This is a genomic window from Fusibacter sp. (assembly GCF_057447755.1).
The window spans coordinates 1-15,161 of the sequence record NZ_JBVBZF010000054.1; the positions used below are offsets into that span (position 1 = coordinate 1).

Below are 15,161 nucleotides of genomic sequence, written 5' to 3' on the forward strand. Positions count from 1 at the left end.
GTCGTTGAGAGAGCGATTACAATTGGTAAAAAAACTGAGGGGAACTACCAAGTGGTAAGTGGTTTAACCGCTGGCGAAAAGGTCATCTTGAACTACCAAGATGAATAGCAATAGGGATAACCGTAAGTGTAAGGAACTGAAGGGGTGAATAGGATGATTAAAGTCAAGAACCTGTATCATTCATACAGTAATGATGATAACTATGCTGTTGACAACGTCAACTTCGAAATCAAGAAAGGTGAAATCTTTGGTTTTTTAGGACCATCTGGCGCTGGAAAATCAACGACACAAAATATTTTAGTGGGTCTCTTGCAGTTACAGCAGGGTGAGGTTGAGGTTGCTGGCTATGATATTAAGCATATTAAGAATAAAATGTTCAATAAAATTGGGATGTCCTTTGAACAATCCAATGTTTACAATAAGATGTCGGGCATTGAAAATCTAGAGTTCTATAGAAAACTCTTTGATGTGGCAACAAGAGATCCCATGGATCTTATTAAGCTTGTGGGGCTTGATGGCAAGGAGCATATTAAAGCAGGTAAATATTCCAAGGGGATGAAACATCGATTGACCTTTGCAAGATCCATGCTCAACAATCCTGAGATGTGGTTTTTGGACGAGCCGACAACTGGACTTGACCCAGCAATTGCGTCTAACATCAAGGACATTATAAAACACGAAAATGAAAAGGGCGTTACAATATTTTTGACCACCCATAATATGTATATTGCAGATGAGTTGTGTGATCGTGTGGCCTTCATCGTCGATGGTAAAATTAGACTGATAGACTCGCCAAAAACACTTAAACTCAAGTATGGTGAAAAGTTGGTGGATGTTGAGTATTTAAAGGCAGGAAAGCCAATCAAGGAAAGTTTTTCAACAGTGGATGAAGCTGAAAAGAGCAGGCTGGTAGAAGTTATTTCAAACTATGATATTTTGACCATGCATACCAAAGAAGCCACACTTGAGGAAATATTTATCAAGGTAACCGGAAGGGGTCTGGTATAGATGAAGCTCTGGTATAGTTTTTCAAAGGAGTTAAGCCTGTCGTCAAAAAGCTGGTATTTCTACATTGAAATCGGCATGTCATTGGTAATTCTATTGATATTAATATTTGTAGTGCCAGATGAGTTTGACAGTAAGGGAAAGGAGTATATCTATCTAGATTTGCCCCAAGTGGTCAGGGACAGATATGCCAAAAACCTCTTGGAGGATGACTTGGATGAGACTGCTGAAGGGGTGACACTTGAAGCCAACCAGCAGTCTTATGCGGCAGTACTCTACGAAACAGAAGAATCAAAGATTTACTTATTAGACAGCATGGCAGCCCTTGATGCTTTTTCAAATTTTGAGAAGGTACCCACAGTACACGTTCATGTAAATGACGATAACCAAATCGTTCATACCTACTACTTGCAAGGCTATGAGACACAAAAACTGCAGAATCTACTCTTGGTCTATCACAATAGACTTGCGGGTCATGATGTGATTAAAGACTATTCAGATCATATAGAAGTAAGGCGATTATATGAGAATTCTGCACCCTTGAGTGATAAAGAAAATATGATTCCAGTGTTTTTAACCTTTAACGGGAGCCTCATGAGCTTATTTATCATAGCGGCCTATATTTTTCTGGATAAAAATGAGGGCATTATCAAGGCATACGCCATTACGGCATCTTCTGTATGGCATTACCTTTTAAGCAAGATTGGGGTTATCATCATGACCAGTATTTTGACAACGCTAATAATCACAGTCCCCATCATGGGCTTTCAGCCAAACTATCTTGCAATGGTCTTGTTCGTCACCTGTTCTGGTTTTTTTGCAGCGTCATTGGGCTTATTTTTAACGAGCTATTATAAGGATATTGTTGAAGCCTTTGGCGCTATGTATATTGTCATCGTCATTATGATCATGCCGAATATATCATACTTCACACCAAGCTGGGACCCTGATTGGGTGAAGATTATACCAAGCTATGTGATGCTACAGAGTTTTAAGGAAATTATATCTATAGGGGGAAACATGACCTATGTGATGGTGGCATCTCTAGGCTTTGCAGTGATCGGTTTGGACATTTTCATTTTGGCGAACTATAGATTCAAAAAGACACTTTCTCTGTGAAGGAGTGCTGGAAATGATCAAGAAAGTACTGTTAATTTTCCAAAGGGATTTAAAAGCGAGTGTGAGAAATTTTTTGACCCTTTATATTATTGTGGTTCCAGTTATTTTTGCTGTGATGATTAATATATTTTCACCGGGTATTAATGATACAAGTGTTGAAATTGCGCTGCTTTCAGGTGAAAATCCACAACAGAGTGCCTATTTTAATCAATTTGCAAAGGTTGAACTTTTGGACTCCCTTCAGGCCATAGAAGATAGGGTTCGAAAAAGAGACAACCTCATTGCCATATTGCCAGACGAAAGGGGAGCCTATTTTATTTTAACCCAGGGCAATGAACCCGATTATCTTGTGGATTATGTAAGAAATTTGGCGGCATTTGACCACTTTGATATTGGCATGGCAGATTCTGTGGCTGAAATCGTGGACTATGGTCGAGACATTCCACCACTTAAGAAAGTCATGGTTAACACGTCCTTGATTTTCACTTCAATATTAGGGGGAATGATTATTGCGCTCAATATTGTTGAGGAAAAAACAGACAACACGATTAGTGCTATTCACCTATCACCAGTTTCAAGGTTGGGCTTTATCGCAGGAAAGAGCATGATTGGTATTTTCATTCCTCTTGTGGGTAGCTTTTTGATTTTACTCATAACAGGTTTTGGCGGTATCAACTTCTTCCATGTCCTTATCATGGTGACAACCTCGTGTATTATCAGTATACTCATAGGCTTTATCGAAGGGATTAACAACGATGATGTCATGAACGCCGCTGGTAATATGAAATTGCTATTCTTACCACTGTTTGGTTCTATAGCAGGTGAAGAGCTCTTGGCAGACAAGTGGCAATTCCTCTTTTACTGGATACCCTTTTACTGGACCTATAAGGGCAACGCACTCGTACTGTCAAACAATGGGACGTGGCTTGAAATTATGAAATATTCAGGCATCGTACTGGGCATTAGTGGTGGGGTATTTTTAATATTAGCACCAAGGATTAGGAAGGGATTGGAATAAAGTAATTTAAAAGGAGGGACCGAATATGAAAATATGGGGTATTCTAGCATTGGTATACTCGGCAGCGGTTGTTGCCATTGCCGTCCTTAAACCTGAAAAAATTTGGAAAATGAAAAAAATTCAATTGTTTATCAAGTTTTTAGGTGACAAGGGAACAGAGATATTTTTCTATGTATGGGCTTTAATTTTTCTCGTACTGGGTGTATGGCTACTTGCTCAGTGATTTGAGGCATATGAGACGTCTGTAGGTCATCAAACTGATCAAAATCAAGAGGTATAAATTTGAAAGAGTCGCCTGTGGCGACTCTTTAGTGTCTTGAGAAAAATCATTTAGTCTAGAGAAAGATAGGATCCCTGTTCAAGATCGACAAGAAGGTCATTGACGATAATGGCACGACCTTGGATTCCGACTAAGGTCTCTAGTGGTTGTCCAGATGAAACATCGGTGTAGTGCCCTTCACCTGTTGAAGTGAGTTTAACATAAGTCGCTTCAGCACCACCGCCACTTCTTAAAACGATGATATCTTTCATACCCTTTGTGGCATTGTCACTGATGATGATAGGGGTATGAATCAAAGTCATTTTAGTTACTTCTCTGATTTCGCCTTCGAATTCATAAAGGACTAGTGCAGTACTGCCACCAGAACCACTTGTGTATGGTCCCATGACAACCGTGAAAATCTCACTTTGACCATCACCATTTAAATCGACATAATTGTAATAATATTTTGTTTTGGAAAGGTACTCTTCAGGAATTTCAAATGCTTTAATGATATAATCCTTGAGTAATGGATAGGGCTTGGCATTTGCAAGAGTTGGTACGATGGTATCTGGCAGACTCGATGTGAAGGTTTCATCCATCACTGAGGCTGTGGTATTATCAGGTAAAATGAGCTGTAGATCCACTGTTCCGTAGCCCTTGTAAAGGTAAATGAGTTTTCCTTCAAGATCCCACATGAGATTTGTATAGCCTGCTTCTGAAGGTGTATCATTGACCTGTGAAGGGCTTCCAAGTTGATTTTTCATTTCATCTGCAATGATGTCAAAATTATCTTCGCCAAGATGTAAACTAATGCTATTCACAATATCATTCGAATCGATCGAAGTATAAAGAACAGTTTGGATGCCAAATGCTGTGACAGGGTAACGACGTCCTATGAGATAATTGCCATCCGCTGAGTAGACCACTTCATTGCTCTCAAAGTAAGTACCAGATGCCTCATGAGTTTCGCCTAATAATGCAATCGTTGTCGTCAAAAAGGTGGTACTATCAGCATTTTCGGTTTCAACTGCTTCCTTAGAAATTTCACTGGTTGATGAGTCTGATTCGACTCCAGTAGCAGGAACTTGTTGGTTTTGCATACTGCAACCAGATAAAACAAGCGATGCAGTAAGAGCAGTAATCAGTAAAGTGTTTTTTAATTTCATTATTTGTTCTCCTTCTATGTTTTCAAGTATTAGATTGATGAAGGCATCAAAAAGTTTCAAGGAGATGAAAATATTTTTTTATAGAAAATAACGGCACAGTGAAACTTTTTAAGCAAGGTAATGCTCTAATTTACAAAGATCAGTTTAGGGGTTTATAAAGGTCAGTTTAGAGGCCGAGATGCGATAGACAAGCGGTTATAGGCCATAAAATATCATGAAATTATGCAATGTGAGGTGAGAAAATGTTTGTAGTGCCTTTTCATAAAAAGGTAATGACCAAGGAAAAACAGTTTATTCAAATGATTGAAGAAGACAAGGAACAACTATATCGAATTGCATTTAGTTACATGAAGAATGAGCATGATGCACTTGAAGTTGTTCAGGAGACGGTTTGTAAGGCCTATGAGAATTTGAGTAAACTACGTGAAATAGACTATATGAAAACATGGTTTACACGTATTTTGATTAATACAGCATTACAAATGATTCGTCAAAGAAATCGAATACAACTTGATGACTTCACAGGCCAGAACCTTGCAGATCATGTCGATGATGTCAGTCAGATGGAAAACAGATTAGACTTAATGCAGTCGTTAGACACACTTGGCGATCAAGAGAAGATGGTTGTCATTCTTAGATACTTTGAAGATTACAAACTGGAGGAGGTATCACAGGCGGTGGAATTGCCTTTAAATACGACAAAGAGTATCTTATACCGAGCCCTAAAAAAAATGAAAATCAACTTTGAAGAGGAGGTCTAGCTTTGAATTCGTTAATTGACAATGGTGAAAATTTTAAACAGCAATATATGGCGATTCAAGTGCCAAAAGCCTTGGATAATGCGATTTACAGGGGGCTTGAAAGGGGTTCTAAAAATAAAAGACGTAGGATTGTGAAACAATATGTCCTCAGTGCAGCGACCTTTTTTATCTTGGTGATGGTTTCGTTGGTCGTGACCATAAACCTATCACCCTCGTTTGCAAACAGCCTAGCAGATGTACCGGTGTTGGGGCGTATTGTCAAGCTCCTACAGTTTGTGGACGGGAAAGCATCTGGCGGCAGCATCAATGATGGTGTTGACATCAATAATCTTGAAGTGGTGGAAACCTATGGTACGGAAAGCTTTGTCATTCACTTTGCAAAAGGAAATGAAACTTTATCAGAGCTTAGCGCTTTTGAGATTCATCGTTATGAAAAGCCCAATACCATCCAATTTGATATGGGAGGCGTACGAATGCTTTCAGCCAGTGAGGATTTCGACACCATTAGGAGCCTAAAACTCGTTAAAGATGTCTATAGGCTGATGACTCTGGATGATTCACTTGTACGATTCCAAGTCGTGCTTGAAGATAATGTAGAAGTGGAAGTTGGCCATTTAAGCAATCCGGAGGGTTTACTGGTCACACTTTCGAAGCAAGGTAATCCCATAAATGTATCCGATCAGATTTTCACAGTTCGGACAAAATCATTTCCATTTTCAGAAGCGTTCGGACACCTTGAGGAAGACCTATTTTGGAAGCAAAAAGAGGGCCTTATTCAGGCATATCGGATTATGAGAGACAGTGAAGGTGGTTTCCTATATGAGTTTGAACAGTTTAATACTCAAGAGGCTGCTGAGACATATCTTACAACTTTAGAAGGTAAAATTTCAATGGACTTGATCATAGAGTCGAGGTTACCTTCAGACTTGCCAGGGTATATTGGGGAGTAAGTCTAATTTTTAAGTTAGGTATAGTAAAGAAGTTACAAACCTATTACTACAACAAGTTAAAAATTGTTGGCATTAAGTCATGGAAAGAAGTTTAGAGAAGATCTCTATTAAAGATTAAACACGCTTTAAATCGAGGTGCTATTTTGAGGGATAAAAAAGAGCTAGAAACATTGTGAACTGCTACTCGTCAAGTGGACAATTGAAAAAATATAAAATCTTTCTGTCAGCGGTTAAGTCTGCTGGCAGTTTAGATCATTTTAAAATTGAATGTGATGCTATCTTTAATAGGTTCTATATTGCTGGGAACCGTATTAAGAATTCGGTTCCTTTCTTTACTTGTGACATAACTTCAATTTCTCCACTAAGGAGTTCAACTATAGCTTTTGTGATGGCTAATCCAAGCCCTGATCCTTTATATTGCCTTGCTTTATCTGCCTTGAAGTATCTATCAAAAATATAAGGTAAGTCTTCTGGTGCAATACCATGACCTGAATCAGCGACCTTGATGAGAATGCTTTCAGATGTATGTTCCATTTGAATCGAAATATTCCCTTCTGATGGTGTGAATTTTATCGCATTGTCAACCAGACAACTGAAAACCTGTTGAATCAGCTGCTCACTTCCAAGTATATAAACAGGCTCAGAAGGAAGTACGCTGGTAAAGCTAATGTCCATATCATCAGCAATAATACGATACTTTGTAACGAATTTCTCTAAAAGGTCTCTAAGGTCGAGAGTTACCATTTGAATGGAGTCCTGACTATCTTTCAAGCGTGAGAGATAGAGCATATCATCAATTAGCTGCTGCATCCGAATAGACTCAGAAAAGATAACAGCATGGTACCGTTCTAATTCAGACGGATCTGTAATCATATGGTCATTAATGGCTTCGCTCATCCCGCGAATGGCTATGAGAGGGCTCTTGAGCTCGTGTGAGACATTTGAGAAATATTCGTCTCGTTTCCTCTCGAGTAGCTCGGTTTTATCCCTTTCAGATTTAAGCTGAGTGGAAAGGGTGTTGAGGCTGTCAGCAAGCACCTTAATTTCATAGAACTCATTTTGCTCCAAATAACCATTGTAGTGTCCATTGGTTAGGTTTTGTGCAAGCTCTGACATAGCCTTTAATGGCTTGACAATGTTTCTTATTGATAAATAAAGGACGACAGAAATAAACAGACTGAATGCCAACACTAAGAAACCATAACTGTAGAGAAATCCATAAAAAGTGGAGTTGTATTCAACTGTGGGATGAAGAACTAATAGGGCACCGATAACTATGTCGTTTTTTACGATTGGAAGGCCAACCACTATGGACGTTCCCTTAAGTGGTGGCAATGATCGAATATCTCTAACTGATTTTCCTGACAACAGGGAATTCATATATGGGCTCAATGCTTCCTTAATCACACTATCTGTAATTACAGGATGGTGAAAGGTCTTTTCGCTCTCGTCAGATGATGCCACATCAGGACCGGAATCGAATGTAACTTTGGGAATAATAAGATTAAAGGACTCTGCGAGTGAAGCGTCATAGGCCTTAACGATAATATCGGTCCTGTCAGTGAAGACAGCTTGGTTTGGATCGGTTGATAATGCCTCTGATATTCTTATTGCGTCAGGAAGAAGCTCATTCAGTGAGATTCTTAGGTAGTAGTCTCTGATAATCCAAATGCCTGCAATCAATGTAAGGATTGAAGAGAGGGTTATAATGACAAAGACTCTGGTGAAGATTATTTTTGAGATTGTCTTATTCTTCATATTTATACCCCCGAATTTCTTCGATTTTATAACCGACCCCATAGACGGCTACGAGGTCCCAACCTCTTGCTTGAACTGAAGTGAGCTTTTTGCGGATGCGCTTTACATGTGTATCAACGGCACGAGTATCACCTAAGTACTCATAACCCCATACACTGTTAAGGAGCTGTTCGCGACTGACAACACGGTTTCTATTTCGGATGAGCAATAGTAGGATATCGAATTCCTTTGGGGTTAAGCCTAAATCGACACCTGAAACGTAAGCCTTATAGCCATCAACAAGGATTTCCAAATTGCCCAGTTGAAGACGAGTTTCTGCACCATTCGACATTGAGGGCTTTGAAAAGCGACGAAGGATGGTTTTTACCCGCGTAACCACCTCTTTAGGAGAAAAGGGCTTGACCACATAGTCATCCGCACCGATTTCAAGACCAATAATTCTGTCTAGCTCTTCTGATTTTGCGGTAAGAAGTAAAATTGGAACATCACTTTTCTTTCTGATCTCTTTACAAACTTCTGTTCCGAATAATTCTGGCATCATGATGTCAAGAATAACGAAATCATAATGGCAGCTGTTGAACCTCTGAAGTGCTTCAAAACCTGAATAGGCTGAATGATAAGTGAAGCCTTCAGCAGTGAGGTACACACCAAGTGTATCATGGACCGAAGAATTATCGTCTGCGATTAGAACATGTCCCATGAAATTCATTATTTTTCTCCTGTTCTTCCTAAAGGTATATAAGTACTATATGGATATTATAGCAATAGATTTGGCCACCAGTCAAAGTAGAACTGATGGCCAATGAATTGATTTATTTCATGTGTTTGTCAAGAAATTCGAAAACGAGAGCAAGATTTTCATTGCTTTCAAAAGCTTGTCCACCATGACCTTGTCCCTCAAGAAGTGTGAGCACCACCGCGTCTTTCCCAAGTACAGACACAAGTTTTTTGTAAAATTCTTCTGATTGTTGGATGGGAACATTGCCATCTGCGGTACCATGTTGAATTAGAAATGCAGGATCGTCCTCTGTGATATAGGTTTCTGGATTTGCTTGAGCGACCAAGTTGGGAACGTCAGTTATTAAGCTTCCTAAATAAGCGGATTCAGGAGAAGAGGCAGTGCTTGTTGTCCCAGTGGAACGGGCAACACCGGAAGCTTCAAATTGTTCATCCATTTTAAGAAAGTCTATAGGACCAAACCAGTCTACGACAGCTATAACATCGTCTGAGATATTTGCATAGCCAAGGCTTGGATCATATAAAGTATCAGTTCCTCCTGTTGTTCCGGCAATTGAGGCGAGATTACCACCAGCAGAATCACCCCAAAGTGCAATTTTGTTTGTATTCAGATTATAATCTGAACCTTTGGCTCTTACATATCGGATTGCAGCTTTTACATCATTAACGGCGGCAGGAAAAATGGCTTCGCTCGATAACCTGTAATTTATACTGACTACACCATAACCATGATTGATACCTTCGAGCATGGCAGCTACATCACCTCCGGTTGAGTTGCCCATCATGAATGCACCACCATGAATGGCAATGATCACAGGGAAAGGTCCATCACCTTCATTTGGAAGATAAATATCCAGTGTTTGGGAAGGCGATAGGTCAGCATAGGAAATACCGAGATATTTTGTTGCAATGTTTGATGTGTCTACACTTTGACTTCCTAATCCGCCACCTTGCATACCTACAGAATCGGGTAAAACAGATTCTTTTTCGCCTGGCTCGACAGAAGTTGGATTCTCAATTTTACTGCATCCCGGTCCCAATAATGCAATCATAGTTATAATAAGAATTAACCACAGAATTTTTTTCATTTAATATTACCTCCATTGGCTTTGATTTCATGGAAATAGCTTATAAAAAAAATATGGCTAAAATGTGGCTTTAAGCGTACAAAACAAGCACGAAGCATGTGGAAGAATACTGCATATAAAGAGAAGTTACCAATGAAATGTTTTGTAGTTGCAGGCAGGAAAGTGGATATGGCACTTTGCAAAATCAAGTAGTTTTCTGTGGTCATCATTATATTAATCGTATTTTGACGTGGGATTATCTCTTGAGCTTCACAAGGATATTCTAATCTAAATTAAAGCTTTTGTGCTAATTCGTGAGATGATGGAAGAAATTCCTTCTAATTGAGTTCTTGTAAAGTGAGCCCTAAAAGCGTTAAAGTGAATAAGGTTGCATGAATAGGCATTTACTTCTTCTGGGAGTCTATTGTGATAAATTTCTATAAGCAATGCCAAGGCGCCTTTTATTATGAAGGATTCACTATCTCCAAGAAAGGTGAGTTTACCATTTTGCCATTCAGCAAATAGCCATGTTTTTGATTGACACTCTGGGATTATATGGGCATCAGTTTTGTAAATTTCAGGATAATCGGATAGAGTTTTTGCACATTCAATTAAATACGTATATTGGCTAATTGTATCTTCGAGGTCCGTTAAATCAGATATAATATCTAATTCAATTTGCTTCATGCTTAGAGACAATGAGCATTCCTCCTTTAATCAAAGAGTTTAATAATCATTTTAATATAGTCTACGGTTTGAGATAATTCTTCTTCTGTATTGTAGAAGGCGGGAGATATTCTTACGACTTGTGTGTGACCAAGAGCATGTAAATAAGGTTGGGCACAATGATATCCGCTTCGTACTGCCACGCCGTATTGGTCTAAAAATTTAGCCATATCATAAGCGGAACACTTATTGTTGAACGAAAATGAAAGAGCGCCCATTAAATGAGAAGATGAACCAATTAGGCAGATTTGAGGAATTGAACTAAGTGATTTTTGTAAATAGTTCATGAGTGAAGCTTCATGTTCAAACGCCCATGAAGCAAATGTGTTTCGATGGCGTATAGCAGCAGCAAGTCCGATTGCACCAGAGATATTGGGTGTACCGGGTTCAAATCGTTCCACAATTCGTTCGGCAAAGACTTTATGCGATTTTGTAGTCTTAATAACAGTTCCGCCTCCGAAACAAGTTGGGGTCAGTTTTTCTAAAAGCCCCTTTCGAACATAAAGAACGCCTATACCGGTAGGACTGCCAATTTTATGGCCTGAAAAACAGTATACATCACAGCCGACTTTTTTTAAATCAACATTCTCGTGGGCTATTCCTTGTGCGCCATCAATGATTGTAATTGCTGAAGTCTTTTCTCTTATCAGCTGAGATATAGACTCAATGGGATTTCTAATTCCAGAAACGTTTGAGGAATGACAAAAGGATACAATCTTTGTTTTATCAGATAGTAAAGTATCCAATAGATTAATATTGAGTTGTCCATTGGGTAGGACTGGAATGTATTTTATCTGACACCCACAAGCTTTTGTGATTTCTTGCCAAATAATGATATTTGAGTGATGCTCCATTTCTGTAATTAAAATTTCGTCTTGAGAAGTGAGTCCATATTCTTGTAGAACACGAGCTATGAGATTTATTGAGTGCGTAGTACCAGAAGTAAAGATAATGTCATCACTGGCGACATTTAAAAATTCACTTACAGTTTTTCTAGCCATTTCATACATATTTGTCGACATTTCGCTAAGGGCATAAATACCTCTGTGCACGTTGCTGTGATAGTCTGTATAATAATGGGTTATACTATCAAGCACTTCCTTTGATACTTGCTGTGTGGCAGCATTATCTAAATAGATAAGGCTCTTGCCGTGGACATGCTTTTTAAGAATAGGGTAGTGGTCCCTGATGTTATGAAGGCTCATGATGACCTGCTTTCTTGGAATAGACACATTCGATAAGCTGTGAAAGGGTGGTGATATTTACGGATTCTTGCGGGCTGATTTCTATGGAGAACTCTTTTTTTAGTGTGAGTATAAACAGTATTTTTTTATTCATTGCTGAAGTAGCACCGCCACATTTGGAAGCGAACTCACTTGAATCAATTAAACCAGGTGGCAAAGATGAAGCTTTTTCGACACTTAATTGACATATTTCATAAAAATCGTCGGTGTTTATTTCAGCAGGTGCTAAAAGAAATTTGAAACATAGATATTCCGTAAATAGTTTTCCAAATTCATTTTTTCCAATATTGGGTGTGGATGAAAGCGTTTCCAAACAGGCTTTGGCATGAGTCTTATTTTTAAGGATCTTGTTTTTTATGTCTACTCGCATAATATTTGAGACTCCTATAAAACTTTTAAAAAAATTGCGTAATTCAATTTTCACAAATAATAAGGCACATCCTACACAAATGAATGTCAGTTGCAGAATATGCCTTATATTTACAGCTAAGCGATAACAACTTCCATGTTGAGTACTTTTCCTAGCATTTTTATATCTTCGACATGATCACCAAAAACCATAGGCATGTGGAGACCGAATTCTGATTGTTTGTGAAAATAGTCATGCTTGTTTTCGACTTCGAAGTATAATCCTTCACTGCAACCAGTTGTATCAAATCCAAAACCACCAACGCAAGTGCCTCTTGCCACCATGATTTTGTCACAAGCTGGGTTAAAACGCATCAAAGTTATAGGTTCACCTTTATTTTTATTAAAGTCAATTCGCATAGTTGCTCCCCAACCACTATGTGTAAATGGACGAACTGCAAATTGAGTCGGGGACTTGTCAAATCCATGCATAAGACGGTTAGGAGTAGCGTGACCAGTGTAATATATATTAGGGTTATTATCCATTTCAGGGATGTAACCAATGCCAACAAAATCACTCTCAACTTTGCCATTATGGTATATACAAGGTTGTGTATTGCCTTGATAAGGCGCTTTTCCACTTATGTTTGCCATGACTGTCATTGACAGGGCTCCGATTAAATCGAATTCACAAGCAGAAGGAATACCTTGTTCATTGAGAAGTGAATGTGTAAAACAATATGTGAATTGTTCTTGATTCATTCTCCGTGTAGCACACGCTTCAGGGCATGGGGCTGTAAATGCATTACATTGAAAATGAGACATGAGTTTTTTTGAGAGAATGGTTGCTTTTACAGAGTTTAATATGAATTTTCTATCTATAGTGACATCATCTGCATCTTTAATTATGTCATCAACAATGGAATTGATTTCAGCCATATCATCATCATTCAAGTTGTATACTTTTCTACCTGGAAGCGTATGATTCTCTCCATGACCATTAACGTTGAGCATGTCGAGGTATTCATGAACACTAAAATAGTTGAACGATACGCCTAAGCGCTTTGTAGCTGTATCGTTTGACAGGAGTGCATCTTGAGAACCTACAGAATACTGCGAATTGTTGCGGGTAACAGCAAGAACCTTAGTTTGAGCTAAAGCTTTTCTTGTTCGTAGGGCTTTCAAAAGATAAATTGTGTCTGGAATATCGAGAACTGCATAAGACTCATATCCCCTGGATGAAAGGGTTGCATGTGAAATGGTGGAAGCAAACATCCCCATACAGGCAACGGGCTTTTTATATCTCATAGCAAATTCCTTAACAAATCCTTCACATCGCATACCCGTAAAAAGATATAAATCTATATCCGCCATGGAATCCTCAAGCTTTTTATACTCGGATTCTTCTGCAAAGAACTCATCGCTAATTTTCACAAAGGTAGGCTCAAGAATATTAATTCCTGGAACCGATGCAAGAGCTTGACCAACACCTGTACTCCAATTTTTGAATATTTCTGGTTGATGCATTTCGTCAAATTCCTTTGTAAGAGTCTCCCATGGACCAAAACGACAAGGGCCCTCGTAAGCATACTCGTGGATCAATCCTACAAATACCATTCTTACATTAAGTTTGACGTCAATACTTCTGTTAATTAATGATGGCATAAACATTCTCCCTTCTATAATATATATGAAAATTGCATAATTTCTGAAAAAAACTTTTTTGCTTAAAATATTGGTTTCCATTTTATATTTATGGAAAATGAAAATATAGTGGTGAAAGAACTCATATTCAGAGATGCAACTTCCTCATATATAGTATCTTATAATAAAAAACGTAGCTTTTAAAATTCTATATACGTATGCCTTATACAATTGTTGAATGATAAAACTGGTTTATAAGGATTTGAAAACTATGATATAATTAGAGGATGTATGCGTGTGATATGAATTATATGACGAATATCATGAGGGGTTTCAATGAAAAGAGAGCAAGTAAAAATGTTTATTTCTGTAGCCAAGCATAAAAGTTTTACCAAAGCTGCAGAAGACTTTTATACAACTCAACCAACTGTAAGTAGGCAAATAAGTGCGCTTGAATGTGAATGGGGATTAAAATTGTTTTATCGAAATAAAAATGATGTTCATCTGACTGTTGAAGGCGAATACATGCTAAAAAAATGCATTGAGATGGATTCGATCCTCATTAATGCAGTTGAACATGCAAAGGGCTTGTCTAAGCTGAAGGTGGGTAAGGTTTCTATTGGGATTCTTGGTAATGTTGACGTGAGTCATATTTTGTTGGATACAATTGATGAGCTAGAAAGAGAATATCCTAATATAAAGGTAATCATAGAGACAAGATCTTTTTCAGAATTGAGAGAGAGGCTGCACTATGGTGATCTTGATATTATCATAACGATGGACTTTGAGGTTCCTAGCATTTCAAAGATTAGTTATGAGATAGTTGCACTTTTAGAGACGGTGTTTCTTATTTCAAATCGACATTCGTTAATTGAAAAAAGTGAACTGAAAATAGAGGATTTTGATAATCAGGTGTTTGTTATACCTTGTTCTGCAGCATCTCCAGGAAGATCTAAAGCATTAGTTCGAATTTGTAATGGATTAGGAATTCGCTGTAAGGAGATCATCCCTGTTTCTAATCTGGAGACTGTTTTATTTTATGTGAAAGCTGGAAGAGGCGTGGGTGTATTGGATAGCAGTATTAAGAGCATACACAATGGTGAATTTAAGTATTTGGTCTTACCTCAAGATATTTGTCCCTTAAGTATGGTTAGAATTTGGAAAAGAGACAATGAAAATTCTGTTTTGCCAATAGTATTAAATGCTTTTGAAAAACATAGCAAAATTCCTTGGATTCGTGTATAGTTCCTTGCTGTTTCTCTCGATGGCTTGTGCGATGTAAATTTTAAGGTCTGTAAAGTAGAAAGCAAACCTTAACACAGTCATTGTTTGATAAAAAGTGTTCTAGTAGAAAA

General features: G+C 38.2%; 16 protein-coding genes. 8 read left to right on the forward strand and 8 right to left on the reverse strand.

Going from position 1 to position 15,161, the window contains the following annotated elements:
- The first annotated feature begins 15 nt into the window (after positions 1–15).
- Genes AC220I_RS09150 through AC220I_RS09170 form a run of 5 tightly spaced genes read left to right on the forward strand, consistent with a single transcriptional unit; the run spans position 16 to position 3,365 of the window.
- Positions 16–108, forward strand: coding sequence for a hypothetical protein (locus AC220I_RS09150; RefSeq protein ID WP_486723532.1), 93 nt, complete (start codon positions 16–18; stop codon positions 106–108).
- 45 nt (positions 109–153) lie between these two features.
- Positions 154–1,008, forward strand: coding sequence for an ABC transporter ATP-binding protein (locus tag AC220I_RS09155; protein WP_486723517.1), 855 nt, complete (start codon positions 154–156; stop codon positions 1,006–1,008).
- Positions 1,009–2,124 (forward strand): ABC transporter permease, encoded by a 1,116-nt coding sequence (locus AC220I_RS09160; RefSeq protein ID WP_486723518.1) that lies wholly within the window; start codon positions 1,009–1,011, stop codon positions 2,122–2,124.
- Between the two features lie 13 nt (positions 2,125–2,137).
- The gene (locus tag AC220I_RS09165) at positions 2,138–3,142 is read left to right on the forward strand and encodes an ABC transporter permease (RefSeq protein ID WP_486723519.1); all 1,005 of its coding nucleotides are present in this window, start codon (positions 2,138–2,140) and stop codon (positions 3,140–3,142) included.
- Positions 3,143–3,167: 25 nt separating this feature from the next.
- Entirely contained in the window at positions 3,168–3,365 is a 198-nt protein-coding gene (locus tag AC220I_RS09170) for a hypothetical protein (protein ID WP_486723520.1), read from the forward strand.
- A 107-nt stretch (positions 3,366–3,472) separates the two neighbouring features.
- Here the strand turns inward: AC220I_RS09170 and AC220I_RS09175 are convergent, their stop codons facing one another.
- Positions 3,473–4,570 (reverse strand): hypothetical protein, encoded by a 1,098-nt coding sequence (locus AC220I_RS09175; RefSeq protein ID WP_486723521.1) that lies wholly within the window; start codon positions 4,568–4,570, stop codon positions 3,473–3,475.
- Between the two features lie 242 nt (positions 4,571–4,812).
- Between AC220I_RS09175 and AC220I_RS09180 the strand changes: the two genes are divergently transcribed.
- Positions 4,813–5,331: a sigma-70 family RNA polymerase sigma factor gene (locus AC220I_RS09180; RefSeq protein WP_486723522.1), complete on the forward strand. Its 519-nt coding sequence runs from the start codon at positions 4,813–4,815 to the stop codon at positions 5,329–5,331.
- 2 nt (positions 5,332–5,333) lie between these two features.
- On the forward strand, positions 5,334–6,281 hold the full coding sequence (locus AC220I_RS09185; protein ID WP_486723523.1) for a hypothetical protein: 948 nt from the start codon (positions 5,334–5,336) through the stop codon (positions 6,279–6,281).
- Between the two features lie 291 nt (positions 6,282–6,572).
- On the opposite strand, the gene AC220I_RS09190 is transcribed toward AC220I_RS09185, so the two are convergent.
- The 7 genes from AC220I_RS09190 to AC220I_RS09220 all read right to left on the reverse strand — a co-directional run bounded on the left by AC220I_RS09190 (position 6,573) and on the right by AC220I_RS09220 (position 13,827).
- A complete protein-coding gene (locus AC220I_RS09190) occupies positions 6,573–8,039 on the reverse strand; it encodes a sensor histidine kinase (protein ID WP_486723524.1) in 1,467 nt (488 codons plus the stop codon).
- Positions 8,029–8,748: a response regulator transcription factor gene (locus AC220I_RS09195; RefSeq protein WP_486723525.1), complete on the reverse strand. Its 720-nt coding sequence runs from the start codon at positions 8,746–8,748 to the stop codon at positions 8,029–8,031. The genes AC220I_RS09190 and AC220I_RS09195 overlap by 11 nt, the downstream gene beginning before the upstream one ends.
- A gap of 103 nt (positions 8,749–8,851) precedes the next feature.
- Positions 8,852–9,829, reverse strand: a complete 978-nt coding sequence (locus AC220I_RS09200; protein ID WP_486723526.1) for an alpha/beta hydrolase fold domain-containing protein — start codon at positions 9,827–9,829, stop codon at positions 8,852–8,854.
- Between the two features lie 303 nt (positions 9,830–10,132).
- Positions 10,133–10,543: a SufE family protein gene (locus tag AC220I_RS09205; protein ID WP_486723527.1), complete on the reverse strand. Its 411-nt coding sequence runs from the start codon at positions 10,541–10,543 to the stop codon at positions 10,133–10,135.
- 14 nt (positions 10,544–10,557) lie between these two features.
- A complete protein-coding gene (locus AC220I_RS09210) occupies positions 10,558–11,775 on the reverse strand; it encodes an aminotransferase class V-fold PLP-dependent enzyme (RefSeq protein WP_486723528.1) in 1,218 nt (405 codons plus the stop codon).
- The gene (locus AC220I_RS09215) at positions 11,762–12,184 is read right to left on the reverse strand and encodes a hypothetical protein (protein ID WP_486723529.1); all 423 of its coding nucleotides are present in this window, start codon (positions 12,182–12,184) and stop codon (positions 11,762–11,764) included. Before AC220I_RS09215 ends, AC220I_RS09210 begins: the two co-directional genes overlap by 14 nt.
- A 116-nt stretch (positions 12,185–12,300) precedes the next feature.
- Entirely contained in the window at positions 12,301–13,827 is a 1,527-nt protein-coding gene (locus AC220I_RS09220) for a hypothetical protein (protein ID WP_486723530.1), read from the reverse strand.
- A gap of 315 nt (positions 13,828–14,142) precedes the next feature.
- Between AC220I_RS09220 and AC220I_RS09225 the strand changes: the two genes are divergently transcribed.
- The gene (locus AC220I_RS09225; protein ID WP_486723531.1) at positions 14,143–15,051 is read left to right on the forward strand and encodes a LysR family transcriptional regulator; all 909 of its coding nucleotides are present in this window, start codon (positions 14,143–14,145) and stop codon (positions 15,049–15,051) included.
- Positions 15,052–15,161 lie beyond the last annotated feature (110 nt).

Bases quoted from the DNA above. Each gene is read 5' to 3' on its own strand.
- AC220I_RS09155 (WP_486723517.1), top strand. From the start codon at position 154: ATGATTAAAGTCAAGAACCTGTATCATTCATACAGTAATGATGATAAC.
- AC220I_RS09160 (WP_486723518.1), top strand. From the start codon at position 1,009: ATGAAGCTCTGGTATAGTTTTTCAAAGGAGTTAAGCCTGTCGTCAAAA.
- AC220I_RS09165 (WP_486723519.1), top strand. From the start codon at position 2,138: ATGATCAAGAAAGTACTGTTAATTTTCCAAAGGGATTTAAAAGCGAGT.
- AC220I_RS09170 (WP_486723520.1), top strand. From the start codon at position 3,168: ATGAAAATATGGGGTATTCTAGCATTGGTATACTCGGCAGCGGTTGTT.
- AC220I_RS09175 (WP_486723521.1), bottom strand. From the start codon at position 4,570: ATGAAATTAAAAAACACTTTACTGATTACTGCTCTTACTGCATCGCTT.
- AC220I_RS09180 (WP_486723522.1), top strand. From the start codon at position 4,813: ATGTTTGTAGTGCCTTTTCATAAAAAGGTAATGACCAAGGAAAAACAG.
- AC220I_RS09190 (WP_486723524.1), bottom strand. From the start codon at position 8,039: ATGAAGAATAAGACAATCTCAAAAATAATCTTCACCAGAGTCTTTGTC.
- AC220I_RS09195 (WP_486723525.1), bottom strand. From the start codon at position 8,748: ATGAATTTCATGGGACATGTTCTAATCGCAGACGATAATTCTTCGGTC.
- AC220I_RS09200 (WP_486723526.1), bottom strand. From the start codon at position 9,829: ATGATTGCATTATTGGGACCGGGATGCAGTAAAATTGAGAATCCAACT.
- AC220I_RS09210 (WP_486723528.1), bottom strand. From the start codon at position 11,775: ATGAGCCTTCATAACATCAGGGACCACTACCCTATTCTTAAAAAGCAT.
- AC220I_RS09215 (WP_486723529.1), bottom strand. From the start codon at position 12,184: ATGCGAGTAGACATAAAAAACAAGATCCTTAAAAATAAGACTCATGCC.
- AC220I_RS09220 (WP_486723530.1), bottom strand. From the start codon at position 13,827: ATGCCATCATTAATTAACAGAAGTATTGACGTCAAACTTAATGTAAGA.
- AC220I_RS09225 (WP_486723531.1), top strand. From the start codon at position 14,143: ATGAAAAGAGAGCAAGTAAAAATGTTTATTTCTGTAGCCAAGCATAAA.